Source organism: Sphingobium boeckii, assembly GCF_014199215.1.
Classification (GTDB): Bacteria; Pseudomonadota; Alphaproteobacteria; order Sphingomonadales; family Sphingomonadaceae; genus Sphingobium_A; species Sphingobium_A boeckii.
This window is the reverse complement of sequence record NZ_JACIJC010000001.1, coordinates 52,567-77,424: the sequence shown is the minus strand read 5'-3', so window position 1 is coordinate 77,424 and position 24,858 is coordinate 52,567. Positions and strand designations below refer to the sequence as shown.

At 63.4% G+C, this 24,858-nt stretch carries 25 protein-coding genes and 1 tRNA gene; 16 read left to right on the top strand and 10 right to left on the bottom strand.

Features of this window, described 5'->3' with window-relative positions; translation table 11 throughout:
* The first annotated feature begins 143 nt into the window (after positions 1-143).
* Both FHS49_RS00365 and FHS49_RS00360 read left to right on the top strand, forming a co-directional pair.
* A complete protein-coding gene (locus FHS49_RS00365) occupies positions 144-770 on the top strand; it encodes a cell wall hydrolase (protein WP_184014330.1) in 627 nt (208 codons plus the stop codon).
* Between the two features lie 89 nt (positions 771-859).
* Complete coding sequence (locus tag FHS49_RS00360; RefSeq protein ID WP_184014328.1) at positions 860-1,345, top strand: MmcB family DNA repair protein; 486 nt, start codon at positions 860-862, stop codon at positions 1,343-1,345.
* Between the two features lie 9 nt (positions 1,346-1,354).
* Here the strand turns inward: FHS49_RS00360 and FHS49_RS00355 are convergent, their stop codons facing one another.
* Complete coding sequence (locus FHS49_RS00355; RefSeq protein WP_184014326.1) at positions 1,355-1,987, bottom strand: ankyrin repeat domain-containing protein; 633 nt, start codon at positions 1,985-1,987, stop codon at positions 1,355-1,357.
* A 47-nt stretch (positions 1,988-2,034) separates the two neighbouring features.
* Between FHS49_RS00355 and FHS49_RS00350 the strand changes: the two genes are divergently transcribed.
* From FHS49_RS00350 to FHS49_RS00340, 3 genes are read left to right on the top strand one after another with little or no spacing between them, the layout of a single operon-like run.
* On the top strand, positions 2,035-2,658 hold the full coding sequence (locus tag FHS49_RS00350) for an SCO family protein (protein WP_184014324.1): 624 nt from the start codon (positions 2,035-2,037) through the stop codon (positions 2,656-2,658).
* The gene (locus FHS49_RS00345) at positions 2,646-3,089 is read left to right on the top strand and encodes a YcgN family cysteine cluster protein (protein ID WP_184014322.1); all 444 of its coding nucleotides are present in this window, start codon (positions 2,646-2,648) and stop codon (positions 3,087-3,089) included. The genes FHS49_RS00350 and FHS49_RS00345 overlap by 13 nt, the downstream gene beginning before the upstream one ends.
* The gene (locus tag FHS49_RS00340) at positions 3,070-3,786 is read left to right on the top strand and encodes a M48 family metallopeptidase (protein ID WP_246350160.1); all 717 of its coding nucleotides are present in this window, start codon (positions 3,070-3,072) and stop codon (positions 3,784-3,786) included. Before FHS49_RS00345 ends, FHS49_RS00340 begins: the two co-directional genes overlap by 20 nt.
* Here FHS49_RS00340 and FHS49_RS00335 read toward each other — a convergent pair.
* The 4 genes from FHS49_RS00335 to FHS49_RS00320 form a co-directional block, all read right to left on the bottom strand.
* Positions 3,762-5,864 carry a transglycosylase domain-containing protein gene (locus FHS49_RS00335; protein WP_184014318.1) on the bottom strand — a complete coding sequence of 701 codons (2,103 nt, stop codon included), beginning with the start codon at positions 5,862-5,864 and terminating at the stop codon, positions 3,762-3,764. The two genes, FHS49_RS00340 and FHS49_RS00335, sit on opposite strands and share 25 nt — an antisense overlap.
* Before the next feature lie 113 nt (positions 5,865-5,977).
* Positions 5,978-7,072: an NAD(P)/FAD-dependent oxidoreductase gene (locus tag FHS49_RS00330; protein ID WP_184014316.1), complete on the bottom strand. Its 1,095-nt coding sequence runs from the start codon at positions 7,070-7,072 to the stop codon at positions 5,978-5,980.
* Complete coding sequence (locus tag FHS49_RS00325; protein ID WP_184014314.1) at positions 7,051-7,743, bottom strand: methyltransferase domain-containing protein; 693 nt, start codon at positions 7,741-7,743, stop codon at positions 7,051-7,053. The genes FHS49_RS00330 and FHS49_RS00325 overlap by 22 nt, the downstream gene beginning before the upstream one ends.
* Complete coding sequence (locus FHS49_RS00320; protein WP_343052861.1) at positions 7,740-8,807, bottom strand: type III polyketide synthase; 1,068 nt, start codon at positions 8,805-8,807, stop codon at positions 7,740-7,742. The genes FHS49_RS00325 and FHS49_RS00320 overlap by 4 nt, the downstream gene beginning before the upstream one ends.
* A gap of 137 nt (positions 8,808-8,944) precedes the next feature.
* Here FHS49_RS00320 and FHS49_RS00315 point away from each other — a divergent pair, with 137 nt between their 5' ends.
* The 4 genes from FHS49_RS00315 to FHS49_RS00300 all read left to right on the top strand — a co-directional run bounded on the left by FHS49_RS00315 (position 8,945) and on the right by FHS49_RS00300 (position 13,805).
* On the top strand, positions 8,945-9,421 hold the full coding sequence (locus tag FHS49_RS00315) for a DUF4402 domain-containing protein (protein ID WP_184014310.1): 477 nt from the start codon (positions 8,945-8,947) through the stop codon (positions 9,419-9,421).
* A 137-nt stretch (positions 9,422-9,558) separates the two neighbouring features.
* The gene (locus FHS49_RS00310; RefSeq protein WP_184014308.1) at positions 9,559-10,050 is read left to right on the top strand and encodes a DUF4402 domain-containing protein; all 492 of its coding nucleotides are present in this window, start codon (positions 9,559-9,561) and stop codon (positions 10,048-10,050) included.
* A gap of 204 nt (positions 10,051-10,254) precedes the next feature.
* Entirely contained in the window at positions 10,255-11,088 is an 834-nt protein-coding gene (locus tag FHS49_RS00305; protein WP_184014306.1) for a fimbrial biogenesis chaperone, read from the top strand.
* Between the two features lie 11 nt (positions 11,089-11,099).
* Positions 11,100-13,805 carry an MSCRAMM family protein gene (locus FHS49_RS00300; RefSeq protein ID WP_184014304.1) on the top strand — a complete coding sequence of 902 codons (2,706 nt, stop codon included), beginning with the start codon at positions 11,100-11,102 and terminating at the stop codon, positions 13,803-13,805.
* A gap of 47 nt (positions 13,806-13,852) precedes the next feature.
* Here the strand turns inward: FHS49_RS00300 and FHS49_RS00295 are convergent.
* Both FHS49_RS00295 and FHS49_RS00290 read right to left on the bottom strand, forming a co-directional pair.
* Positions 13,853-13,939: transfer RNA gene (locus FHS49_RS00295), tRNA-Leu, on the bottom strand.
* A 131-nt stretch (positions 13,940-14,070) separates the two neighbouring features.
* Positions 14,071-14,826 (bottom strand): zinc-ribbon domain-containing protein, encoded by a 756-nt coding sequence (locus tag FHS49_RS00290; RefSeq protein WP_184014302.1) that lies wholly within the window; start codon positions 14,824-14,826, stop codon positions 14,071-14,073.
* Positions 14,827-15,018: 192 nt separating this feature from the next.
* Between FHS49_RS00290 and ftsE the strand changes: the two genes are divergently transcribed.
* From ftsE to FHS49_RS00270, 4 genes are read left to right on the top strand one after another with little or no spacing between them, the layout of a single operon-like run.
* Complete coding sequence (gene ftsE / locus FHS49_RS00285) at positions 15,019-15,738, top strand: cell division ATP-binding protein FtsE (RefSeq protein WP_184014300.1); 720 nt, start codon at positions 15,019-15,021, stop codon at positions 15,736-15,738.
* Positions 15,735-16,631: a cell division protein FtsX gene (locus FHS49_RS00280; protein ID WP_184014298.1), complete on the top strand. Its 897-nt coding sequence runs from the start codon at positions 15,735-15,737 to the stop codon at positions 16,629-16,631. Before ftsE ends, FHS49_RS00280 begins: the two co-directional genes overlap by 4 nt.
* Positions 16,628-17,158: an ElyC/SanA/YdcF family protein gene (locus tag FHS49_RS00275; protein WP_184014296.1), complete on the top strand. Its 531-nt coding sequence runs from the start codon at positions 16,628-16,630 to the stop codon at positions 17,156-17,158. The genes FHS49_RS00280 and FHS49_RS00275 overlap by 4 nt, the downstream gene beginning before the upstream one ends.
* Positions 17,159-17,168: 10 nt before the next feature.
* Positions 17,169-17,858 (top strand): lysophospholipid acyltransferase family protein, encoded by a 690-nt coding sequence (locus FHS49_RS00270; RefSeq protein ID WP_343052860.1) that lies wholly within the window; start codon positions 17,169-17,171, stop codon positions 17,856-17,858.
* Between the two features lie 6 nt (positions 17,859-17,864).
* On the opposite strand, the gene FHS49_RS00265 is transcribed toward FHS49_RS00270, so the two are convergent.
* Entirely contained in the window at positions 17,865-18,773 is a 909-nt protein-coding gene (locus FHS49_RS00265; RefSeq protein WP_184014292.1) for a prephenate/arogenate dehydrogenase family protein, read from the bottom strand.
* Positions 18,773-19,885, bottom strand: a complete 1,113-nt coding sequence (gene hisC / locus FHS49_RS00260) for a histidinol-phosphate transaminase (protein WP_184014290.1) — start codon at positions 19,883-19,885, stop codon at positions 18,773-18,775. Before hisC ends, FHS49_RS00265 begins: the two co-directional genes overlap by 1 nt.
* Before the next feature lie 111 nt (positions 19,886-19,996).
* Between hisC and metX the strand changes: the two genes are divergently transcribed.
* Together metX and metW are read left to right on the top strand one after the other, a co-directional pair.
* Complete coding sequence (metX, locus tag FHS49_RS00255; protein WP_184014288.1) at positions 19,997-21,121, top strand: homoserine O-acetyltransferase MetX; 1,125 nt, start codon at positions 19,997-19,999, stop codon at positions 21,119-21,121.
* On the top strand, positions 21,118-21,708 hold the full coding sequence (gene metW, locus FHS49_RS00250) for a methionine biosynthesis protein MetW (RefSeq protein ID WP_184014286.1): 591 nt from the start codon (positions 21,118-21,120) through the stop codon (positions 21,706-21,708). The genes metX and metW overlap by 4 nt, the downstream gene beginning before the upstream one ends.
* On the opposite strand, the gene FHS49_RS00245 is transcribed toward metW, so the two are convergent.
* On the bottom strand, positions 21,709-22,347 hold the full coding sequence (locus tag FHS49_RS00245; protein ID WP_184014284.1) for a TetR family transcriptional regulator: 639 nt from the start codon (positions 22,345-22,347) through the stop codon (positions 21,709-21,711).
* Between the two features lie 116 nt (positions 22,348-22,463).
* Between FHS49_RS00245 and FHS49_RS00240 the strand changes: the two genes are divergently transcribed.
* Complete coding sequence (locus tag FHS49_RS00240; RefSeq protein ID WP_425502666.1) at positions 22,464-24,812, top strand: TonB-dependent receptor; 2,349 nt, start codon at positions 22,464-22,466, stop codon at positions 24,810-24,812.
* Positions 24,813-24,858 lie beyond the last annotated feature (46 nt).

Genomic DNA, 24,858 nt, shown 5'->3' with positions numbered 1-24,858 from the left:
AACAAAGGGCTTGCATCACCAACGCGTCAGACCGGTTGCATCTCATGAAGCACGGCCGGTAACGCAGTCGGGGGACAAGCCAGGGATGCCAGAGTATTGGGCATCCTGTGTTCGGCCGGTCCACCGCAATGCCAGAATTATCAATGAGTCCCAAGTTACGCGCCGCGAGCCTCGCGGCTGTGTCATTTTGCGTTTTTGCCGCTGCTATAGAGGCCGCACCATCTTTCGCTTCGGGCGCTACATCAGTGGCCCCCATGAGCGCAGAGACACTCAAGGTCGATAGCGCCCCCGCCCCTGCCCAGGTTCCAGCCATTGCTGTCGAGCCGGTGTCGAATGCGGTTGAGGCCGAGCCCGTTTTGTCTTCCCTCCGCGCGCTGGTCGCCGCCGAGGATATCGAAGCGCCGCTGAGCGCCGAGGAAGAATGCCTCGCGGGTGCCGTCTATTTCGAATCGCGCAACGAATCGCTGGAAGGCCAACATGCCGTGGCCGATGTCGTCATCAACCGTGCCGAATCCGGCCGGTTTCCTTCATCGATCTGCGGCGTGGTCTATCAACCGAGCCAGTTCAGCTTCGTGCGTGGCGGCCGGATGCCGGCGATCAACCGTACCAGCATCGATTGGCGCGAGGCTGTCGCCGTCGCGAGGGTTGCGATGGACGATGATTGGCAGAGCGCCGCCCCCAAGGCGCTATTCTTCCATGCCACGCGCGTTTCGCCGGGCTGGAGACTGAAGCGCGTCGCCACGGTGGGCAATCACGTCTTCTATCGTTGAGGGCACTTGCAGGGAATTCGGGAGGGGCGGAGCGCGCAGGTGCTGCGCCCCTTTCCTTTTGTTCCCTCATTGTTCTATGATGAGCGGTGATGACCGCCAACGCCCCCCGAATCGCGAGTTTTGCCTGCGCCGCTGACGTGTGCCGTGGCGTATCGCGCCTGTTTCTGGCGCATGGCATGGCGGCTCTCTGTGAAGTGCCACTCGGCAATGGCCGTCGTGCCGATATCATGGCGCTGGACGCCACGGGGCGCGTGACGATCGTCGAGGTCAAGGTCGCGCGCGGCGATCTTCTCGGGGATATGAAATGGCCGGATTATCTGGATTATTGCGATCGCTTCTTCTGGGCGCTCCCGCCGGGATTTGATGCGTCACCGCTCGACGGCGCATTTTTCCTGCCCGAACGCACCGGGGTGATCGTGGCGGATCGCTATGATGGTGCGATCCTGCGCGCCGCGCCGTTCGTGCCACTCTCGCCTGCCCGCCGCAAATCGGAAACGCTCCGCTTCGCCCGGCGCGCCGCGGGGCGGGTCATGAATTTGATGGATTCAGAACTGACGATGCCCGAAGGCCTTTGATCGCCGGGCTCACGGCCCCATCTTCGCCTTTTTGGGTTTCTTGTCATTCTCTTCGATCGCGCGGAGCAATTGTGGCGCGCGCGTGTTGCGGGCGGCCTGTTCGCGCGCGCTATAGCCCGAAGAGGTATCCGGGCGATCGGCATTGGCGCCCTTGTCCAGCAACATGCGCATGAGCCGCACATCGCTGGCGTGCACTGCAGCGATCAGCGGTGTTTCGCCATTGTTATTGGATTCGTCCACCCGCGCGCCCACTTTCAGCAGCAGTTCGGCGGTTTCATAGCCGCGCCGCAACGTGGCGAGCATCAAGGGCGTATTGCCGTCCTTGTCCTTGAAATCCGTTTTTGCGCCGCGTCCCAGAAGATAGCCAGCCCAATCCAGCCGGTTCGATTCCGCCATATAATGCAGCGCGGTGCGATTGGTGCTGCGCTCCCGCGTGTTGATCAGCGTCGAACCCGGTTCATTGACGAAATCCTGAGCCTTTTTGGCGGGTTCGCCATCATCGCCCTTGGCCACTTTCTTGATCGCTTCGATAAACTGATAGCTATCAGATCCGATCTGCGCTGGGGCTGCGATCGGCACCACCAAAGCGAGCGAGAGCCCGCAGAGCATGACAAAATGGCGGAGCGAAAGACGTGAAACCATGTAAGCGTGATATCCCTGTTGGCTTGCGTTCCAGCGCATAGCAAAGCATGGCTGGCCGCACCATGAACGATTTCCGTATCCTGCGCCTGTTGGCGCTGTTCGGCGCGCTGGCTTTGGCCGCGTGCAACCCCGCCGGCAATGCCGCATCCGATCCGGGCGAGCCGCCTTTGGCCGGTGCGCGTATTGGCGGACCGTTCACACTGATCAGCCAGGATGGCAAGACCGTGCGCGATACCGATTTTGCCGGCAAATATCGCATCCTCTATTTCGGATATACCTTCTGCCCGGACGTGTGCCCGGTCGACGTCCAGAATCTGATGGCCGGGTTCAAGCTGTTCGAAAAGATGAATCCGGAAGCCGCCGCCAAGGTGCAGCCGCTGTTCATCACGGTCGATCCCGAGCGCGATACGCCGCAGGTTCTGAAGGAATTCACGGCCAATTTCCATCCCCGCCTGATGGGACTCACGGGGAGTCTCGACGCGATCAGGCAGGTGGCTTCGGCCTATATCGTCCTTTTCCAGAAGCAGGATTCGGCGGACCCCAAGGCCTATCTCGTCAATCATACGCGACAGGCCTATCTGATGGGGCCGACGGGCGAGCCGGTGGCGTTGCTGACCCAGGACGGGAAGCCGCAACTCATTGCGGACGAGCTGGCCAAATGGGTGCGCTGAACAAACCGTTCTGGGAGGCCAAGACGCTCACTGAAATGAGCCGTGCCGAATGGGAAAGCCTGTGCGACGGATGCGGAAAATGCTGCATCCACAAGCTGGAGGATGAGGAGACAGGTGAGCTTCACGCCACCAATGTCGCCTGCCGCCTGCTCAATCGCCACAGCGCACAGTGCAGCGATTACAAGAACCGCAAGGCCTATGTGCCCGAATGCGTCCGCCTCACGCCCGCGAAGTTGCGCGATATCGACTGGTTGCCCGATAGCTGTTCCTACCGCCTGATCGACGAAGGATATCCTTTGCCCCAATGGCACCATCTGGTGAGCGGAGACCGGGAGACCATTCACGAGGCGGGCATGTCCGTGCGGGGATGGACCGTTTCCGAAGATGAAGCCGGCGATCTGGAAAATCACATTGTCGACCGACCGCTCTGATCTGATCTTCGGCGCAGGCGGACAGGAACGCCCGCTCCAGATTCGCCGCAATCCACAGGCGCGGCGGATGCGGCTGAGCGTCGATCCGCGCGATGGCGCGGTAATTCTCTCTTTGCCCCAACGCGCCAGCCTGCGGCCGGCGCTGGATTGGGCCGAGGCGCATCGCGGCTGGATCGACGCAGCGCTTGCCAAGCTGCCCGAGGAGCGTCCTATCCTGCCGGGCGGCAGCGTGCCTTTCGAAGGCGAACCACTGTTGATCGACTGGCAACCCGCGCTCACCCGCACGGTGCGTCACGAACCCGGCCGGCTGGTGTTCGGCGGGCCATCCGAATCGATTTCGTCGCGCGTACAGACCTGGCTCAAACGGCAGGCGCGCGAGACGCTGGAGCGCGAGACCCGGGAAATTGCCGTGTCGGCCGGAGTCAGCGTGGCGCGCGTGTCGATCGCGGATCCGCGCGCACGCTGGGGCAGTTGCAGTGCGGATGGCGATATCCGCTATAGCTGGCGGCTGATCATGGCACCCGCATTTGTGCGGCGATCAACCGTGGCGCACGAAGTGGCGCATCGGGTTCATATGGATCACAGCCCGGCCTTTCATGCGCTGGCCAGAAAATTGCTGGGCAGCGATCCCGCTATCGCCCGCGCCTGGCTGCGACGCGAAGGCAGCGCGCTTCACTGGGTGGGCCGGGGCTCCTGAGCCCGCTGCGCTTGGGGCGGGGTTACACGCGGCTGTGTCGGTTGCGTTTCGCGTGGCTTGGGCGGATTGCGACCCAGCACTTCGTCCAGCCATTGCTGATCCAGCTTCTGCGGTGCTTCCACCTCGTCGTCCTGCGGCAGCGATGAGGGATCATCCGGGCCGATGCCGGTGCCGGGTCGTTCGACGGGATTGCCATCTTCATCGACGAACTGCGTGTCATCCGGCCCGCCATAATAGGCTTCTTCATCGGGTTCGAGCTGCCATTCGGGCAGCGTGACGTCGGTCTCGAAATTCTCGATCGGGCGCTTGGCGACGGCGATCTTCATATATTGCGCAAAGGCACGGGCGGGCGCGGTGCCGCCCTGCAGCCCGCCGACGCGCTTTGCATCGTCGCGCCCCATCCAGACGCCGGTGGTGAGGCCGCTGGAAAAGCCCATGAACCAGCCATCCTTGTTGGAGCTGGTCGTGCCGGTCTTGCCGGCCACGGGCCGCCCGATCTGCGCGGCCTTGCCCGTGCCCGCGGCAACCGCGGTCTGAAGCAGATCGGTCATTTGCGCGGCGACCCAGGGGGCCACCAGCACCCGCGATTGATCCACCTTATGCTCATAGAGCAGTTCATTATTGTCCGTGGTCACCTTGGTGATCCCATAAGGGATCACCGCCACGCCCTTGTTCGACACCGCAGCATAGGCGCGCGTCATGTCGATCAGGCGCACGTCGGATGTGCCGAGCACCATGGATGGCAGCGTATTGATCGGCGTGGTGATGCCGAAGCGGCGCGCCATATCAGCGACGGTGGCAAAGCCGACGTCCGAGCCGAGCTTGGCCGCCACGGTGTTGACCGAATAAGTAAACGCCGTCCGTACAGACATTTCGCCCGCATTGCGGCCCGAACTGTTGCGCGGGCTCCAGCCGTTGATGGTCACGGGTTCGTCCACGACCATATCGGTCGGCTTATAGCCTGATTCGAGCGCGGCGAGATAGACGAACAGCTTCCATGCGGATCCCGGCTGGCGCACGGCCTGGGTCGAGCGGTTATAGATGGAGGATACATAATCGGTGCCGCCCACCATGGCGCGCACCGCGCCGTCGCGATCCAGCGACACCAAAGCGCCCTGCGTACCTGCGGGCGTATTGCCCTTGATCGCGAAATCAGCGGCGCGCTGCATGTTCAGATCCAGCGTCGTCCACACGTCCAGCGGGCGTTCGGTTTCCTCCACCAGCGTTTCGAGCTGCGGCAGTGCCCAGTCCGTGAAATAACGCACGCTATTCTGATTGGGTTCGGGCGCGAGTTTCACATTGGCCAGATCGGCCTGCTCGGCTTCCGCCGCGGTGATCACGCCCTGCTTGCGCATCAAGGTGAGCACCACCTGCGCACGCTGGATGGCGGCTTCGGCGTCAGCCGTGGGCGAATAACTGGAAGGTGCCTTGACCAGGCCCGCGATGATCGCGGCCTCGGCTGTGCTCAATTGGCGCGCTTCATGGCCGAAGAAGCGGCGCGAAGCCGCATCGATGCCATAGGCACCGCCGCCGAAATACACCTTGTTGAGATACAACTCCAGGATCTCGTCCTTGGAGAATTTGCGCTCCATCGCGAGCGCGAGAATCCCTTCCTTGAACTTGCGGGTCCAGCTCCGGCTGTTGGTGAGGAACACATTGCGGGCAAGCTGCTGTGTGATGGTGGAAACGCCGCGCACGCTGCCGCTTTTCTGGAAGCTCACCCGGATGCCGCGCAGAACGCCCACAGGATCGACACCGGGGTGATAGCGATAGCGCCGGTCCTCCACCGCGATCATGGCGTCCACCATGATCGGGGGGATATCCTCATACGCCAGCCACTGACCGAAACTGGGGCCGAGCGAAACGATCACCGTGCCGTCGGCGGCGTGGACGCGGATCATCTGGCCGTTGGGATCGCGCTTCAGCTCCGAAAAGCTGGGCAGGCTCTGCATCTGGATCAGGACCGCGACGACGAGCGCGATCAGACCGGCAAGGCCAGCGAAGAAGGAGATTTTCGCGATCCTTGTGGCCACGACCCTGAAACGGGATATCTCGGGTTTGGAACGACGGGTGGCCATGTTTTTTGGGATTTACGTGCAATCCGTGGCGGTGCCAAGCGGCTGCATCAAAAAAGCATCAACCATCCTTATGCGCTGCACGATCGATCGCGATGCGGACTGGAGACAGGATGTCAGGATTCGATCCGCGTGTGATGCGCCACCCATGCCAGCAACCGGGGCATATGCCCGATCAGCGCGGGGGCCATGCGGCGGCTCCAGCGCGTTTCTGCGGCATTACGAAGCCATGACGCCAGCCGCACGGGTGCCGCGGTGCGCCGTGCGAGATCCCTTTGAAACGCGATCGCGGCCGCCGGCCCCTGCTTCAGCCAGGCATCGGCGGAACGCATCCCGCTGGCGATGGCAATGCCCATCCCTTCCCCCGCCAGCGAGGGGATCACCGCGGCCTGATCGCCCAGACGGAACAGACCCGCCACGCCGGCGGTCGCGCGCCAGCCATAGGGCACCGATCCGATCGCATTGATGGTGGCGGAAGAGTCGGCACACGCCATGCGCCCGGCGAAGGCGGGCGAAGCGGACGCCAGGGTCTTCAGCAAATGCCAGGCATCGCCACCGCTTTCGGTCAAAAGCGATTTGCGCACCGCCAGGCACAGATTGCCGCTGCCATCCTCCTGCAGCACCAGCCCGGCATAGCCGCCGCGGAACAGATGCAGTTCGATGGCGTCGCCCACGCGTTTGGCGAGCTGGGGGGATGCGGGCAGGCGCAGCCGCAGGCCCAATGCGGGATCGTCCGTTGCAGGACGCGGGCGGGGCAATCCCCGGCAATCATGCTTGCCGGTGGCGAGAAACAGACTGTCGCACGCGATGTCTGCGCCATCCGCCAAGGCCACCGATCCCGCCGCGGCACTGCTGATGGAGGTGCCGCGCTCTATCCCTGCACCGGCGCGTGCGGCGGCGGCGAGCATCAGGGAATCAAGCCTGCGCCGTGAAAGCCCGATGGCCGGCGCTGGTAAATGCGCCTCGGTGGCACGGCCTTCGGCAAAGACACGCACGCGGCTGACCGCATGGCCGCCCAGCGCATCCGCTGATAGCCCCAGCAGCTCCAGGCTTTGCAGCGTGCGCCAGCTTAGAAATCCGCCGCACAACGCATCCCCCGTCTCGCGCGTCCGCTCGATCAGCAGCGGCCTTGCACCATTATGGGCCAAGCGGATCGCAGCGGCTGATCCCGCCGGCCCGCCGCCCGCGATCAGCGCAGCCGTTCGACGCATAATCTGAAAGGGAAAGCGCGGAAGGGTTTGGCATCCGGAATGCCGGCCTCCGCCAGGATCGGCAGCCACTCGTGCGGACGATAGGCGCGCGCGATCGAGAGCGTGCCGTCATGACGCACCATCTCGTGCCAGCGCATGATGCGCGCGAGCAGCGGAAAGCCGTGCCAGGCCAAACCGTGGCGATGAAGATCGTTCACGAACCAGCCCGTCGCAGCCTCTGCGTCCATGAAATGCAGGAAGGCCACCAATTGTGCTCGCGTCATGTGATGCGCCACCAGGCTGGAAATCACGAAATCGAAACCGTCTCCTGCCAAATCGGCATAATCGCCGGTACGCCATTCGATCATCAGATCGGGCGGCGTGTGGGCGCGGGCCGCAGGCGCGCTGCTGGGATTGAGATCGATCCCCGTCAATTGCGCCGTCAGCCCGCGCGCACCGGCCCAGCGCGCGATCGTCCTCAGCATGTCCCCGTCGCCAAAACCCACATCGAGCAGGCGAAAATGCGTCCGCCCCTTCAGCGCGCGCCTGAGAAACGCCAGTGTCGGCCGCGCCGCCATGGTGATGCGGTTCACCTTGGCCAGATCGGCCATCACCACGGCATAGATTTGGGGATCGAGGTCCGCCGCATCCATCCGCTCTTCCTCCAGCGCACGGATGGCCAGGCGCTTCATGCTGCGGGACCGAAACGGAAACCTTCGGCGGCCAGCCCCGGCCCGAAGGCCAGCGCAACCCCCGGCCCTTCCACGCCCTTGCCGATTAACCTGGCCAGCACGAACATCAATGTGGCGGACGACATATTGCCGCTCTCCCGCAATACCGACCGCGATTCGGCCAGGGCGTCAGCCGACAGACCCAGCCCGTGTTCGACCGCATCGAGGATCGATCGACCCCCGGCATGAACGGCCCAATAGCGGATATCGGCACCGCGGGTGAGTGCGTCGCGAATTGCGGGATCGGCAAGCGCCAGACCGATCCGCCCCGGCACTTCGCCGGAAAGGTGCATGGCGAAACCGGTGTCGCCCACATCCCAGCGGATGAGCGCATCCGAATCGGGCAAAGTGGCCGCGAAACCTTCGCCGATCGCCAGTCCCTTCGCATCGGCGCTGACGATCGCCGCCGCCGCGCCGTCACCGAATTGGAGCATCGCCAGCAGCGGCTCGATCTGCCGTTCATCTTGCAGATGCAGCGTGGAAAGCTCCACCGTCACCACCAGCACGCGCGAATCCGGTTCCGAGCGGACGATGTGCCGCGCGCTGCGCAACGCATTCACCGCGGCATAGCATCCCATGAAACCGATCAGCAGCCGCTCCACGCTGCCGGACAGGCCCAGCCTTCGTGCGATGATCTGATCGATGCCGGGCGCGACAAAGCCGGTGCAACTCGCGACGACCAGATGCGTGATCCGGGACAGATCGAAAGCCTCTCCCAGATTTGCGATCGCTTCCAGCGCAAGTGCGGGCGCGGCGTGCGCGTAAAGCGCCATCCGCGCTGATGTGGGCGGCAGAATGGCGTCGGCATAAAAACCGCCTGGCGACACGGGCGAGCCGCCGCCGGGCGCTTCGGGCAAGACGGACCAGCGGTGATCGATCTCGGCACGCTCCACCATTCGCCTGAAGATCTTGCCGGTTCGCGGCTCCAGCCTTGGCGCGGCCCAATCGACGAAGGCACGGTGGATATCGTGGCGCGGCGTTGCGGTCCCGATGGCGTTCAAATGGGCGGTGACGGAGCCTGGCACGCGAACTTTCCTTTGCGCGTCGGCTCTGATGGCGGCGCTTGGCTGATGGATTAGCAAAATATTGAGCCGTGCGGTATTATTCGTACACGATGGTTCTTCGCCGATCTTTGACTCTCCTGCTGGCCATGACGCTGGCCATGCCCGGAGCGTCATATGCGCAGTGCCAGCTTTGCGGGCCGGCGGAGACCGCGATACTTTCGGACCAGACGCAACCCGATCGCCCGCTGACGATCGAGATCGAATCCGGCATCGATTTCAGCCGGGTCGCCATCGTCGGGCAGGGCGGAGGCGTGGTCGCTCTGGACGCCCATAGCGGCGGCCGGCTGGTCAGCGGCGCGCTGGTCGATCTTGGAGGCATGGGATATAGCGGCACGGTGCGCCTGTCGGGCGATCCGGGGCGGCTGATCCGAGTCGAAATGCCCCAAAGCGCGATTCTCTCCGCGCCGGATGGCTCCATCGCCGAATTACGCGATATCGTTACCGATCTTCAACCGACCCCGCGGCTTGGCCCCGATGGCCGGCTGAGCTTCCGATTCGGCGGTCGCCTCACCGTGAACGGCCAGGTTTCCGGAGATTTACGCGGACGCATCGCCATTCGCGCGGATTACGAATAACGCCGGATACGAACGCAGCGTTAACCATCATTGCGAGGGTTTCCTGAACGGAGCGCATTCTAAAGCGATGACATGAGCGGCGGGGACATTCCGCTCAGCATCCGTGGGGGATGCACTTCGAAAGGGACCAGACCACAATGAAAATCCGTATGCTCAAGGCCGTTCTGGCCTCTTCAGCGATTCTGGCCGTTGGCCTGGGTTCGGGAGCGGCGCACGCCGCGACCGCGACCGCCACGGCGCAGGCGCGCATTCTGCAGCAGATCACTGTCACCAATACCGCCAGCCTGAATTTCGGCACGATCGTAACGGGCGCTTCGGCTTCGACCGTTGCGGTTTCGTCTGCCGGTGCCGTCACGTGCGGCGCGGGCCTGACCTGTCAGGGCACGACCACCGCAGCGAATTTTGGTGTTGCCGGCACCAATGGTGCCATCGTCACCGTGTCGGCACCCGCTTCGGTTTCGCTCACGTCGGGCGCGAACAGCATGACGGCATCGCTCGCCGCCAGCACCGCCACGCTGACGCTGGCCGCGGGTTCTGCTTTCACCGTGGGCGGCACGCTCAACGTGGGTGCCAATCAGGCCGACGGCAATTATTCTGGCACCTTCGCGGTGACCGTCAATTATCAGTGATCGCATAACGAACGGGAATGCGCGTTCCGGCTAGCGGGGCGGCCAGGAGCATTCCCCATCTGAAGGCCCGCCGCGCTTTGCCCGGCGGGCCTTTTTTGTGGCGCGCGTCACGCCGTGGTTAGCTGGATGGTAACCTTGTTCGATCAAGGTGCCGTTTGTGGGGCATCCGCGTGGGGCGGATGATGAAGACCGGAGATGACTTCCATGACGATGGCTTTGCGCCGTCCGCTGCGCATCGCAGCGGCAATCCTGGCGCTGTGCGCCGGGCTGGCTCCGCCGCCTGCGTCCGCCGCCGGGGATCTGCTCGTCGCGCCGACCCGTGTCGTGCTCGACGGCGCGCGCGGGACCGAAGTGATCCTGAACAATATCGGCACCAAACCCGCCACGTACCGCATCTCGCTTGAACTGCGCCGGATGAAGGAAGATGGCCAGCTTGAGGATATAGCGCCCGAAAGCGCCGATGCGCGGGAAGCTGCGGCCTTGCAGATGGTCACCTATGCACCCCGCCGCGTCACGCTGGCACCCAATCAGCCGCAATCGATCCGTATCGGCATTCGCGCGCCCGAAGGCCTGGCCGATGGCGAATATCGCGTCCACATGCTGTTTCGCGCGATTCCCGATGCTCTGCCCGCCGCCGAAACCGATCCGGCAAAGGGTGGCTTCTCGATCGCCCTCACCCCGATCTACGGCGTGACGATTCCAGTGATCGTCCGTCAGGGCAGTTTGCAAGCGACAGCCGCGCTTGCTGATCCGAAGCTGGTGGCCGTAGGTGCGGGCAAGGCGCTGGCGTTCACGCTTACCCGCGCCGGGGATCGATCGGTTTATGGCGCGATCCGTGTGCTCAAGCCGGGCCAGGCCGAACCGGTGTTCGCCGCACGCGGCGTGGCGGTCTATGCCGAGATCGGCCAGCGCACCGTGACCCTGCCCGTTTCCGAAACGGTTGCCGCCAATATGCTTGGCCCGGTCACGATCCAATATGTCGAGGAAAACGACAGCGGCGGCCGTCTTCTGGCCGAGGTGAAGGGGGTCTTGCGGTAAGAGGCGCGTAAATGGCGGGCGCGCGCATCATGCGGCTGCCCCATTTCCGTCCATTCCGGTCTATCATCGCCGGCGCGGCAGCGCTGCTGGCGCTGCTGGCCGGTCCGACGCTTCATGCCCGCGCGGGATGGACGCCCAATGCGGATGACGCGCTGTTGCTCGATGTCCGGTCGGGTCAATATCGGCTGGGCGAAGGCGTGCGCGGTTATCAGGGGCCGCAGGGCGTCTGCGTCGATTTCGCCGATGTCATTCTCGCGCTCGATTTGCCCATCCGGCTGGACAAGCGCCTGGGCCGCGCCACGGGCTGGGCATTTTCGGAAAGCCGCGCGATCCTGGTCGATCGCGCGATGAATCGCCTGCAGATCGGAGAGACGGCCACCGATCTGAGTGAAGATGCGATTCACGACGCGCCCGAGGGCTGGTGTGTTTCGATCCCGGCGCTGTCGCAATGGCTTGGCGTCAGTTTGCGGGCCGATACGGGCAATGCGCTGCTGCTGATCGATTCCAAGACGCGCCTACCCGTCGAGCTGGCCGCCGAGCGTCGCGCCCGCGCCGCGTCCATCCGGCCCGCCAGAAGCTTCGATCTGAAAACCTTGCCCAAGGCGGATGCGCCGTTCCAATGGTGGCGCACGCCCTCCCTGGATGCGGTGGTCAGCATCGGTGGTCTCAACGACACGCGCAGCTCGGGGCGGATCGACGCACGCTATGAGCTTTATGCCGCGGGCGAGATCGGAAAGGCGTCGTTCGACGCCCGATTATCGTCCGATCGAAATGGCATTCCTGAAAACCTGCGCCTCCGCGCTTATCGCACCGCGCCGGAGGGCGGTCTGCTCGGTCCGCTCGACGCTACGCATTTCGCGATCGGCGACGTCACCAGCAGCGCGACCGCGCTGGTGTCGCAAAGCGCGATCGGGCGGGGGTTTGCGGTGACTAACCGGCCGGTAGACCGCCCCGAAACCTTCGATCGCACCAGTTTTCGTGGCGAATTGCCGTCCGGCTGGGATGCCGAGCTTTACCGCAATGGCCAATTGCTCGGTTTCGCCAACGATCGCTCGGATGGACGCTATGCTTTTCTCGATGTGCCGCTGCTTTACGGACAAAACAGGTTCGAAGTGGTGCTTTATGGTCCGCAGGGGCAGGTGCGCCGCGATGAAAAGATGGTTTCGGTGGGGCTTGAGAGCATCCCGGCTGAAAGGACGTATTATTGGGCGGGCATCAACGAAGCCGACGCCGATCTGATCGGCCTAACGCGCTACCGCGACTTTCGCACGCGCGGGTGGCGCGGCAGTTTCGGGCTGGAGCGCGGCATCGACACGCGCACGTCGATCGCCGCTTATGTCCACAGCCTGATGATCGAAGGCGATCGACACAGCTATGCCGAAGCGCTGGTCCGCCGGGCGATCGGCCCTGCGATTACCGAAATCTCGGCCTCCTTCGAGACAAATGGGGCCAGCGCGCTGCGGGCGCAGATGCTCGGCCAGATCGGCAACAGTTATCTCTCCGCCGAATCGATCTTCGCGCGCGGCGGCTTCCGTTCGGAACGAATCGAGGCATTGGTGACCAGCCAGCACGTCGTCTCACTCGATCACAGCATCAAGCTGGGCCGCGCCTTCATGCCCGTCCATATCGATGCCCGTTATAAGACGCGTGCGGACGGCAACAATTCTTTCGAGAGTTCGGCGCGCGTTTCTTCAAATTTCCGTGGATTTTCGCTCACCGGCCAAGTCGATTATTTCGATGACCGGCGCAGGGTCGGGCCTGACCCGGCGAGCCGGTTGGAAGCCGCATTGTTGACCAACGCCCGCATCGGCCGTGTGCGCCTGCGTGGCGAAACCCGGTTCCGCATGGCCCCGGAAACGCAGTTTCGCAGCGCGACCGCCGTGGCCGAATGGGCCGCAGGGCCGCGCGCGGACTGGCGCACGGAGCTGGGCTATGATGGGGAGCTTGATCGCGCGCGGATCGGATTTGGCTATAGCAAGCGGTTCAAACGCTTTGCGCTGTCTGCATCGGCGGAGGCCGCCAGCGACGGGTCGGTGGCCGCCGGCCTCAATCTCGCCTTCAGCCTTGGCCGTGATCCACGTGGAACAGGCGTGCGGATCAGTACGACCAAGCTCGCCAGCCAGGGCCAGGTGATCGCACAGGTCTATCGCGATCGTAACGGAGACGGAATCCGCCAGGCGGATGAGCCGGTGGAGAAGCACGTCCAGATCGCCGCGGGGCGTGTGCCGGTCGATGCGTTGACCGACGCGGGCGGACAGGTGATCGTTGATGGGCTGACCCCGTTCCAGCCCGTATTGATCGGGGTGGACGCATCGTCTCTGCCCGATCCGCTCGTGCAGCCGGCCGGGCCGGGTGTGGTCGTCACGCCGCGGCCGGGCATTGCCATTGCGGTCGATCTGCCCTTGCGCAGCGCCGGCGAGGTCGAAGGCACGCTGGTCCGGGCGGGTGGCGGTCTGCTGGAAGGCGTTGATATCGAACTGATCGACGTGGAAGGGCGTGTCGCAGCGGTTACGCGCAGCGAATTCGACGGCTATTTTCTGTTCGAAGGCGTGCCTTACGGCCGCTACACGCTACGCATCGGCAAAATCGCTGCGGACGCCGCCAAGTTGAGCCCTTTGCTCGCGAAAATCGCGCAGGTCGGCGATCGGCAGCCGAGCGTCAATCTGGGCGCGGTGCCCGTCGATCCGATGATATTGCGAACCGCAGCGGGCGAGTAGCAAAGTCGTCTCAGACGACTTTGCCGATCACCATGTCAGAAGAAAATTGGTGCGGTCGAGAAGACTCGAACTTCCACGGGCTTTCGCCCACAACGACCTCAACGTTGCGCGTCTACCAGTTCCGCCACGACCGCACTGATCTTGTCCACCGATGCCCCAAAAAGCGGCCCGGCGTCTGGTAAGGCGCGGCCTCTAGCAAAGCGGGCGGGGCTTGGAAAGGCCTATCGTGCAAGACCAGCCCCGTTAACGCCGTTTCCGCCGCGGATCAGCCCGCGGGCGCGCCCGAAAAGCTCAGGTTCAGCGAATCCGCGGTGCGCGGGACATCCATCTCCGCGCTATCGAACGGGGCCGATCCCTTGGGCGGCAGACGGCGGACGGGCGGGGTGATCCGCCAGCCATACACCACACGACCCGATGAATCGCGCAGCTCGGCGAGAATATCGGGCACGATCTGGGCCTGGTCCGTGGGATTGATGATGCGGCCGGACACCGCGAACAGCTCGTTGCCGCTAGGCTGCTGTGTGCGGATGGGTTTGCGCGGCACATCGAGTTGCAGCGGAATATCCACCTCGGCCGATTGCAGCCCCAACCAGCTTGCCAGGCCAGGGGTGCCGAAAAACTGAACCGCGCCCAGCCCGCCAACCATCACCACGGCGGCGGCGGCGGCGGCGAAGGTCCAGCGCCGTGCGGGATTGCGGCGCGGCTTGAACGGCGGCTCATGCGCAAAGGCATCATAACCGGGTTCTTCGGCTTGTGGCGCTGTCGATGCGGCCAACGACGGCCGATCGATCTCGGGCAACGGCGGCGGCGCGGGCATCGAAGGTGCGGGTGATGCGGCGAATGGCTGCGGTTCGGGTGCCGGCAGCGCCGCCGTTTCCGCTGAGGCGGGGCTATCGAGCAACGCAGGTTCCTGGAACCAGCTATGACGGCATGAAGCGCAGCGAACCGTGCGTCCCGTACCGCCAATGGCAGTGTCTGGGACGAGATATCGGGTCCGGCATTCGGGGCATGTGAGGATCATTTGGGCCTTGGGTCCATCTCGCGCGCGCTACTCACTGTAACATTCTAAACACGTTGGCTGCGCATCTTGCAAGCAAAGAGGGGGGTGGAGGCGCATTTTGGCAATAACATGTGCTTTACGGGGGCGAGTTTGCTGTGCGATGGCGCTTCAGGGGCATTCGGGCCTTGGGGCAAAGGGAGCGGATCGGGCCGCATGACCAGCATCGTGCAGTTCGAAAATGTCGGCCTGCGCTATGGCACGGGCGCTGAAACGCTGTCCGACGTCAGTTTCAGCCTGGCCCGCGGCTCCTTTTATTTCCTCACCGGCCCTTCCGGCGCGGGGAAAACCTCGCTGCTGAAGCTGCTTTATCTCTCCCAACGCCCCAGCCGTGGTCTGATCCGGCTATTTGGCGAGGATGCCGTGATGCTGCCGCGCAAGCGGCTGCCGGGGCTACGCCGTCGCATCGGTGTGGTGTTCCAGGATTTCCGGCTCGTGCCGCACCTTTCGGCATTCGACAATATCGCGTTGCCGCTGCGGATTGGCGGGATGGAAGATAAGGATATCCAGGCACCGGTGAATGAAATGCTGTCCTGGGTGGGGCTGGGCGATCGCGCCAGCGCGCGCCCCGCCACGCTGTCGGGCGGCGAACAGCAGCGGGTCGCCATCGCCCGTGCGGTGATTGGGCGGCCGGACCTGCTGGTGGCCGACGAACCGACCGGCAACGTCGATCCGGATATGGCGGCGCGGCTGCTGCATCTGTTCGAAGGGCTGAACAAACTCGGCACGACGATCGTGGTGGCGACGCATGATATCCATCTGCTCAGCCGGATCCAGAATGCCAACATGATGCGGCTCGACCGCGGTCGCCTCTCCGATCCGACGGGTGCATTGCGCTATCCACCCCGCCCGCCGGAAGACGGGCAGAACAGATGAGCTTTTCATGGCGTGCTTCCGCATCGGATCGCCGGCTGCTGCCGGAAGGGCGGTTTGCAGGACCGATGCCCTGGGTGATCGCGATCATGATGTTTCTCACCGCGCTTGCCGTCGCTGCCGGGCTTGGCCTGGGTGAAGCGGCGGACGGCCTGGGGCGCGATCTGGCGGGCAAGCTCACGGTGCAGATCGTGGAAGCCAATGCCAAGCGCCGCGATGCGCAGGCGCGCGATGTGATGGAGGCGCTGGATGGGCTTGCCGGGGTGCAATCCGTCGATCGGCTCGATGAAAAGGAAATGAACGCGCTGCTCGCGCCTTGGCTGGGTGGAGAAGGCCTTGGCGGTGACGCGCTCCCGGTGCCCGCGCTGATCGACGTCACGGTGTCACGCACGGGCGACAAGGATATCGCCGATATCGAGCAGGCCGTGCACGAAGCGGTCCCCGGCGCTCGGGTCGATCGTCATGCACAATGGCTTGCGCCGCTCGCCGGACTGATCGGATCGCTGCAATGGTTGTCGATGACGTTGGTGCTGATGATGGCCATGGCCACCGCTGCCGCCGTAGTGCTGGCGGCGCGCGCTGCGCTTAACACACATCGGGCGACGATTGACGTGATGCACCTGATGGGTGCCACCGATGTTCAGATCGCGCGCCTGTTTCAGCGCCGGATCGCGCTGGATGCGTTGTTCGGCGGTGCGATCGGTCTCGTGCTGGCGGTGATCGTGATGCTGGTGCTTGGCCACCGGCTGGACGCGATCGGATCGGAATTGCTCGGATCGGTCGGGCTTGGTTTGCGGGCTTGGGCGCTTATCTTGATATTGCCGCTGGCGGGGGGACTGCTCGCCACCATTGCGGCGCGGATCACTGTGATCCGCACTTTGCGGAAGATGCTGTGATCAAACGTATCCTCTCGATCGTGCCGCTGATCTGGGCGCTTGGCTTTGCCGCCTTCGTCATCTGGCTGCCGCGCCCGGCGGATGGCGAAAAGACGGATGCGATCGTGGTGCTCACCGGCGGGCCGGGGCGGATCGAGCGCGGCCTGACGATGCTCAAGGCCGGCAAGGCAGAGGCGATGCTGGTGTCCGGGGTCAATCGCGATGTGAAGCCGCGCGAATTGGCCAATCTCACCAACGCCCCGATCGCATTGTACGATTGCTGCATCGATCTGGGGCATGAAGCGGTGGATACCCGGTCCAACGCGCTGGAGACCGCGGCCTGGCTCAAGGCGAAGAAATACAGCACCATCCGCCTGGTGACGACCGACTGGCACATGCGTCGTGCCCGGTTCGAGCTCGCGCGCGTGCTGGATGGACAGGTGGACGTGACGGGGGATGCAGTGAAAAGTGATCCGGGGTTTTATGTGTTGTTCAAGGAATATCACAAATATCTGCTGAGCCGAATCGCTGCGCTGGTGGGGCTTTGATCCGATGATAATGGCCGTTCGGTCCGCGCTGTTTGCGCTGGTGTTCTACATCGGCAGCCTTGTACCCATTTTTTACGGGCTGGTGGCTGCTCCTTTCGGCTCCAAAGGCGTTCGCCATGCGGGTAGAATCTGGGCGCAGCTCCATCATTGGTGCGCGCGCCATATCCTGAAAATCGAGGTTCGCGTCGAGGGCGTGATCCCGGATTATCCGGTGCTCTATGCGATCAAGCATGAATCCATGTTCGAGACGGTGGAAGTGCTGGTGCTATTCCGCGATCCCGCCGTGCTGGTGAAGAAGGAGCTGACCGATATTCCCTTATGGGGCCGGGTTGCCACCTTGCATGGCGTGATCCCGATCGACCGCGATGGCGGGGCCAAGGCGCTGCGGTTGCTGATCAAGGCGGCCAAGGCATCGGCGGCGGAGGGCCGTTCGCTCGTGATCTTTCCCGAAGGCACGCGCGTGCCACATGGCGAATCCCCGCCGCTCCGCGCGGGCTTTGCGGGGCTCTATCGCCAGATCGGGTTGCCGGTGGTGCCCGTGGCGATGGATAGCGGCCGGCTCTCGCCCCGGCACAGTTTCGTCAAGCGCCCCGGCGTGATCACCTTTCGCTTCGGGGACGTCATCCCGCCCGGCATGGACCGGGCCGAGGCGGAAGCGATCGTGCACCGCGAGATCAATGTGCTGAACGACGGCGCGTGACGCCGCTTATTCGTGGGTGCGCCCGAAATCTTCCCTGGCATCATCCTGCCCCTGCTCGATGATGCTGCGGCGCACCGCGCGGGTGCGGCTGAACAGTTCGAACAATTCATCGCCCTTGTCCCAGCGGATCGCCCGCTGCAGCGCGCTTAGATCCTCCGAAAAGCGCTGGAGCATCTCCAGCACGGCATCCTTGTTGGCTAGGAACACGTCACGCCACATCGTGGGATCGGAGGCGGCGATGCGCGTGAAATCGCGGAAACCGCCGGCGGAATATTTGATCACCTCGCTCTGCGTCACGGTTTCCAGATCGGATGCCGTTCCGACGATGGTGTAGGCGATCAGATGCGGCAGATGGCTGGTGACCGCGAGCACCAGATCATGATGCGCGGCATCCATCCGCTCTACGTCTGCGCCCAGCTTTTCCCAGAAGGATTCCAGCCGCGCGATGGCGGTTTCGTCCGCGCCCTCTTCGGGCGTGATGATGCAATAGCGCTTGTGGAACAGGCTGGAAAAACCCGCTTCCGGACCGCTGCGCTCCGTGCCCGCGACGGGATGCGCCGGGATGACGATGGCACCGGGCAACGCCGCCCGCAATGCGGCCTGCACACTGGCCTTGCAGGATCCCACGTCGCTCACGATCGCGTCCGCAGGAAGATCGGCGGCAAAGCCCGCCGCGACGTCGCCCATGATGCCCACCGGCACGCACAGGATGACAAGATCGGCGTCGATCACCGCCGCGCCCGCTGTATCGGTCACATCGTCGCACAGATCGAGCGCCCGCACCGTCTGGCGCACATCAGGATCGACGTCGTGCCCGGTCAGCCGCACGGTCGGCATATGCACGCGCACTGCGCGCAGGATCGAGGATCCGATCAGGCCCAGGCCGATCACGGTGACGCGCGCGAAGGGCAGCATCAGCCCGCCGCCTCCGCCATGGCGCGCAGCGCCGTCGCCACGCCACGGATTTCGGCTTCAGTGCCGATGGTGATGCGCAGACCCTGGCCAAGCCCCTGCCCCGGCAGCCAGCGGACGATATAGCCGCGATCCATCAGCCCCTTATAGGCATTTTCGGCCGTCAGCTTTCCTTCGAAGATCACGAGCAGGAAATTCGCGCGCGACGGAATGGCGCGCAGCCCGAAATTGCCCATTGCGCCCACCTGATCGGTGAACCAGGCCAGCCACTGCGCATTATGCGCGCGGCTGAGATCGACGAAATCGCTATCCGCCAACGCGGCGATCGCGGCATTCTGCCCGGCGGCGGTCACGTTGAATGGCGCGCGAATGCGATGCAGCGCGTCAACGATCGCGGCGGAGGCATAGCCCCAGCCGATACGCTCTGCCGCCAGCCCGTAAATCTTGGAGAAAGTGCGCGTCACCAGCACATTGGATGCGGTCATCGCCAGTTCGAACGCGCCATCCAATTCGGTGACGTCCAGATATTCGGCATAGGCCTGATCCACCACCAGCAGCACATCAGCGGGCAAAGCGGCGTGCAGTCGCGCGATCTCCTCACGCGGCGAATAAGTGCCCGTGGGATTGTTGGGATTGGCCACGAAGACCACGCGCGTGCGCGGCGTGACCAGCGCGAGCAGGGCATCGACATCGGTCGCGTAATCCCGATCAGGCGCGATCACCGGCACCGCGCCCACGCGCCGCGCGGCGATCTCGTAGACCGAAAAGCCATAGCGCACGAACAGCACTTCATCGCCCTGCCCGGCAAAGGCACCGGCGGCCAGATGCAGGATTTCGTCCGATCCGGTGCCATAGATCACGCGCGCGGGATCAAGGCCATATTGCGCGCCAATTGCAGCACGCAGATCCACCGCGCTCGCATCGGGATAGCGGGACAGCGACACGTTCGCCGCGTCGAAGGCGGTGACGGCTTTTGCACTCGTTCCCAGAGGGTTTTCATTGGACGAGAGCTTGGCGACCTTGCGGCCGTCATCGGTGGTCGATCGGCCTGGAACATAGGGCGCGATGCCCATGATCCAGTCCTTGGGTTGTGGAGCGGGAGCGGGTGCGTTCATGCGCTGGCGCATGGCCCAAACACGCCCGATGCGCAACCAAGGATCATGGCAATCCGGACGTAAAGCAATGTGCCGCTTGAAGCGCGCGCCCGGCGGCCCTAACAGCATGGCATGATCGACGACGCCCGTTTCGGGCTTTCCCGCACCGTTTCCCTGCCCGGTCCGCTCTTGCTGGATAGCGGTGCCAAACTGTCGCCTGTCGAAATCGCTTATGAAACCTACGGTCTGCTCAATGCAGACAAATCGAACGCGATCCTGATCTGTCACGCGCTGACCGGGGATCAATATGTGGCGTCGGTTCACCCCACCACGGGCAAGCCCGGCTGGTGGACGCGGATGGTCGGCCCCGGCAAGCCGATCGATCCGGCGCGGCATTTCATCATCTGCGCCAATGTGCTGGGAAGCTGCATGGGGTCATCCGGCCCGGCGGCGATCGAGCCCTCTTCCCTGACGGCCTATGGAATGCGTTTTCCCGTGATCACGATCAGGGATATGGTGCGCGCGCAGGCGATGCTGCTCGATCATCTGGGCGTCGATCGGCTCCACGCGGTCGTCGGCGGCTCTATGGGCGGGATGCAGGCGCTGTCCTGGCCGGCGACCTATCCCGATCGTGTCGAGGCCGCGCTGGTCATCGCCTCTACCGCGCGGCATTCGGCGCAGAACATCGCGTTCCACGAGGTGGGGCGTCAGGCGATCATGGCCGATCCCAAATGGCGTGGCGGAGATTATTACGCCGATGCCGATCCGCCCAGCGCGGGCCTTGCGGTCGCGCGCATGGCCGCGCACATCACCTATCTGTCCGAAGCGGGGCTGACCGAGAAATTCGGGCGCAAGCTGCAGGGGCGGGATGCCAAGACGTTCGGATTCGATGCTGATTTCCAGATCGAAAGCTATTTGCGTCATCAGGGATTGAGCTTCACGGATAGGTTCGACGCCAATTCCTATCTCTACATCACCCGCGCCATGGATTATTTCGATCTGGCGGAAGAGCATGGCGGGCATCTGGCCCATGCCTTCAAAGCCAGCCGCGCGCGTTTCTGCCTGATCAGTTTCGATACGGACTGGCTTTATCCGACCGCCGAATCGCGGGCGATCGTCCATGCGCTGAATGCGGCGGGCGCGCCGGTCAGCTTCGTCGAACTCAAGAGTCCGTTCGGCCATGACGCATTCCTGCTGGAATCGCCCGAATTGAACCGGATCGCGGATGGTTTTTTGAGGGCTGGGGAAAGCCGATGAGCGACTTGCGCCCCGATCTGGCGGTGATCGCCGCCAATGTCGCGCAGGGCGCGCGCGTGCTCGATGTCGGCTGTGGCGATGGCGCGCTGATGGCGGTGCTGCGCGATCGGCTGGGCGTCGATGCGCGCGGGCTGGAAATCGATCCGGAAAATGTATCGTCGGCGGTCGCGCGCGGACTATCCGTCATTCAGGGCAATGCCGAGGCCGATCTGGTGGATTATCCCGATGACAGCTTCGATTATGCGATCCTCAGCCAGACGCTGCAGACCACGATGCGGCCTGATCTGGTGCTCGAACAGCTTCTGCGGATTGGGCGACAGGCCTTCGTGTCCTTCCCCAATTTTGCGCATTGGCGCGTGCGGCTGTCATTATTATGGGGCGGAAGGATGCCCGTGACCCGGCTGTTGCCGGTCGCCTGGTATGAAACGCCCAACATCCATCATGTTACGATCGACGATTTCCGGGCGCTGCTGAAAGAGCGCGGGATCACGGTCGAAGGCGCATGGTTTTTGAACGGAGACAAAGCGACGACCGCCGCTGCGGCAAATTTTCGCGCGGAACATGCGGTATTCCTGCTCCAGCGCTGATCAATCTGGCGCGAGCCCGCGTCTGAGCATGTCATTGGCGATCGCGGCCACGTCTTCGGTCGGGGTGTTCTCGTCCCACACGCCGTAGCGCAAGCCGAGAAATACATTCATCCCCATGATCGCCCAGGCATGAACTTCGTTCACATCGGCGCGCACCTCGCCGCGCGCCGCGCCCGCTTTCAGCCGGGCATCGATCCGCTGGACGGATGTTTCGTAATGCTGACGATAGCTCTCCTGATCGACGAATTCGGATTCGTCGATGATCCGGTAGATTTCCTTATGCTGCCGCACAAATTCCAGAAAGGTCTTCAGACCCGCCTTTTCCGCGGCCAGTTCGTCCGCCGCCGCCAGCACATGCGGGCCGACATGATCGCGGACCTGCGCGCTCATGTCGCGCACCAAGGCGCGGAACACCTCATCCTTCGAATCGAAATAGGTGTAGAAGCTGCCGAGTGCGACCCCCGCGCGCTGGGTGATGCCGCTGATCGAGCCGTCGTGAAATCCCTTTTCGCCAAATTCCACCGCAGCCGCGTCGAGGATCGCGCGTAGCGTCTTGCGGCCGCGTTCGGTGCGGGGGGTTTTCGCGGCGCTGGTCGGCGGCGGGTCCGATAGTGTTGCATCCGTGCTACGCTCGGCCACGATTTTACTCTCCTGTCGATCCGAAGTTGAAACCCGGTTCAGGTTTCAGTATAGAGCCTTTCGACGCGGCACAACCCAGCAGAGGTTGAGCCTGAATTTTGGAGAGGAATGCCATGATACGCCCCCGTTTTTCGACGCGCGCTATTCTCAATCTCGGTGCCGCGCTGTGCGCCTTCACTGCCCAGCCGCTTTTAGCGCAGGATTCTCCGCTCGAGGAAGAAATTGCTGAAGACGATTATGGCGCGATCGTGGTGACGGCGCGCCGTCGCGAGGAAAGCCTGCTCGATGTGCCGATCGCCATCACCGCGTTTTCCGGTGCGCAGCTTGAGGCGCAGGGCGCGCTCGACATCACCGACATCTCCAATGTCACGCCGAACACCACGCTGGAGAATTCACGCGGCACCAACAACACGCTGACCGCCTTCATCCGCGGCGTCGGCCAGCAGGATCCCGTCCCCGGATTCGAGGCCGGCGTCGGCATCTATCTCGATGACGTCTATCTGAACCGGCCGCAGGCGGCGGTGCTCGATATCTATGAGGTCGAGCGGATCGAGGTTCTGCGCGGGCCGCAGGGGACACTTTATGGGCGCAACACCATCGGCGGTGCCATCAAATACGTAACCAAGCGCCTATCCGACACGTTCCAGCTCAAGGTGCGCGGCACCTATGGCAGCTATAATCAGGCGGACGGGATCATCTCCGCCAGCGCCCCTATTGGCGATCAGCTTCGCATCGGTGGATCGCTCGCGCGCCTGTCACGCGGCGGCTTCGGCGACAATCTGACCGTCCCCGGCCTCGAAAACTATAATAAGGATGTCTGGGCGGGGCGCGGCACGCTCGAATTCAATTCGCCTGACGATCGGATGCTCATTCGGATTTCGGGCGATTATACGCGTGACAAGTCCGATCCGCGCAACGGCCATCGCTTGATTGCCGGCCTGCAATCCGGCGCGCCGGTGCTGGACGATGTGTATGATACGCGCGCCGGGCTCAACAATCCGAAGCAGGATGTGAAGGCCTATGGTCTGGCGATGAACATCACCGCTGAATTGTCCGATACATTCACGTTTCGCAGCATATCGGCATGGCGCAAAGACACCAGCTTCACCCCGATCGACTTCGACGCGCTTCCCGCGGTGGATGTCGATGTGCCGGCGGTGTATCGCAACGAACAGATCAGCCAGGAATTCCAGCTTCTTTACGAGGGCGACAAGCTGAACGGTTTGATCGGCTTTTATTATCTCGATGCCAAGGCTTCGACTGGCTTCGACGTGCTGCTGTCCACCACCTCACCCGGCTTCAACGCCTATACCGCGGGCGATGTGCGCACTGACACATGGTCGGCCTTCGGCGATTTCACTTATGATCTCACCAGCCAGATCGCGGTTTCGGTTGGTGGGCGTTACACGGTTGATCGTCGTCATTCCCGAATCCTGCGGCAAAGCAAGATCGGCACGTCAGCCGAATTCGGCGGCACCCCGCTTGTCCTGGCCACCACCTCCGATTTCCTGGGCGATGCCACGTTCAAGGAATTCACCCCGCGGGCCTCGATCAGTTTCAAGCCGACCGAAGACCACACGCTTTACGCCTCCTATTCCAAGGGCTTCAAGGGCGGCGGCTTCGATCCGCGCGGCCTTTCCACCTCGGCACCGGACACCAATCGCGATGGCGTGCGCAGCTATCAGGAAATCTATGATTTCCTCTCTTTCGATCCCGAAACGGTGGACAGTTACGAACTCGGCTGGAAAGCATCGCTGTTCGATCGCCGTGTGCGCCTCGCGCTGACGGGATTCTACGCGGACTATAAGGATGTGCAGATCCCCGGCTCCGTCGGCGTCGATACCAATGGCGACGGCACGTTCGACAGCTTTGCGGGCGTCACCACCAACGCATCCAAGGCGCGGATGAAGGGCATTGAATTCGAGACCTTCGCGGCGCTCGCGCGTGATTTTGCAGGTGCAGGCTCTGCCATCACCTTTACGGGGACGCTGGGCTATATCGACGGCCAATATCGCAGCTTCATCAACAATCTGGGCGTGGACGTCGCGGATTTCCGCAAGATCCAGAACACGCCGAAATGGACGACATCCGGCACGTTCGGCGTCGCCATTCCGGCGGCATCGGGCCTGGTCAACGCTTCGACCACATTGTCCTATCGCAGCAAGACCAGCCAGTTCGAAACGCCAAGCCCCTATCTCGATCAGAAGGGCTATGCGTTGCTCGACGCCAGCCTGGTCTGGACTTCGGATGACGAGCGCTATTCGATCGGTCTGCATGGCAAGAATCTGCTCGATAAGCAGTATATCACCTCGGGCTATCAATTCGCCGTGGTCAATCCCACCACGGGTCAGCCTGTCCTGACGCCCGCGGGCAACATCACGCCCACGCTCGGCCGCGAAGGCGTGGTCACCGCCTTTTACGGCAATCCCCGTCAGGTGTTCGCGACCGTTGGCGTGAAGTTCTGAATGAACAGCGCCACCTTCAGATCATCCCCCTCCACGATACCGTGGA

Coding starts and splice junctions, on each gene's coding strand:
- FHS49_RS00360 (WP_184014328.1), top strand. CDS start 860: ATGACCGCCAACGCCCCCCGAATCGCGAGTTTTGCCTGCGCCGCTGAC.
- FHS49_RS00355 (WP_184014326.1), bottom strand. CDS start 1,987: ATGGTTTCACGTCTTTCGCTCCGCCATTTTGTCATGCTCTGCGGGCTC.
- FHS49_RS00350 (WP_184014324.1), top strand. CDS start 2,035: ATGGCTGGCCGCACCATGAACGATTTCCGTATCCTGCGCCTGTTGGCG.
- FHS49_RS00345 (WP_184014322.1), top strand. CDS start 2,646: ATGGGTGCGCTGAACAAACCGTTCTGGGAGGCCAAGACGCTCACTGAA.
- hisC (WP_184014290.1), bottom strand. CDS start 19,885: ATGAACGCACCCGCTCCCGCTCCACAACCCAAGGACTGGATCATGGGC.
- FHS49_RS00335 (WP_184014318.1), bottom strand. CDS start 5,864: ATGGCCACCCGTCGTTCCAAACCCGAGATATCCCGTTTCAGGGTCGTG.
- FHS49_RS00330 (WP_184014316.1), bottom strand. CDS start 7,072: ATGCGTCGAACGGCTGCGCTGATCGCGGGCGGCGGGCCGGCGGGATCA.
- FHS49_RS00365 (WP_184014330.1), top strand. CDS start 144: ATGAGTCCCAAGTTACGCGCCGCGAGCCTCGCGGCTGTGTCATTTTGC.
- FHS49_RS00310 (WP_184014308.1), top strand. CDS start 9,559: ATGAAAATCCGTATGCTCAAGGCCGTTCTGGCCTCTTCAGCGATTCTG.
- metW (WP_184014286.1), top strand. CDS start 21,118: ATGAGCGACTTGCGCCCCGATCTGGCGGTGATCGCCGCCAATGTCGCG.
- FHS49_RS00325 (WP_184014314.1), bottom strand. CDS start 7,743: ATGAAGCGCCTGGCCATCCGTGCGCTGGAGGAAGAGCGGATGGATGCG.
- FHS49_RS00315 (WP_184014310.1), top strand. CDS start 8,945: ATGCCCGGAGCGTCATATGCGCAGTGCCAGCTTTGCGGGCCGGCGGAG.
- FHS49_RS00290 (WP_184014302.1), bottom strand. CDS start 14,826: ATGATCCTCACATGCCCCGAATGCCGGACCCGATATCTCGTCCCAGAC.
- FHS49_RS00305 (WP_184014306.1), top strand. CDS start 10,255: ATGACGATGGCTTTGCGCCGTCCGCTGCGCATCGCAGCGGCAATCCTG.
- metX (WP_184014288.1), top strand. CDS start 19,997: ATGATCGACGACGCCCGTTTCGGGCTTTCCCGCACCGTTTCCCTGCCC.
- FHS49_RS00280 (WP_184014298.1), top strand. CDS start 15,735: ATGAGCTTTTCATGGCGTGCTTCCGCATCGGATCGCCGGCTGCTGCCG.
- FHS49_RS00270 (WP_343052860.1), top strand. CDS start 17,169: ATGGCCGTTCGGTCCGCGCTGTTTGCGCTGGTGTTCTACATCGGCAGC.
- FHS49_RS00265 (WP_184014292.1), bottom strand. CDS start 18,773: ATGCTGCCCTTCGCGCGCGTCACCGTGATCGGCCTGGGCCTGATCGGA.
- ftsE (WP_184014300.1), top strand. CDS start 15,019: ATGACCAGCATCGTGCAGTTCGAAAATGTCGGCCTGCGCTATGGCACG.
- FHS49_RS00300 (WP_184014304.1), top strand. CDS start 11,100: ATGGCGGGCGCGCGCATCATGCGGCTGCCCCATTTCCGTCCATTCCGG.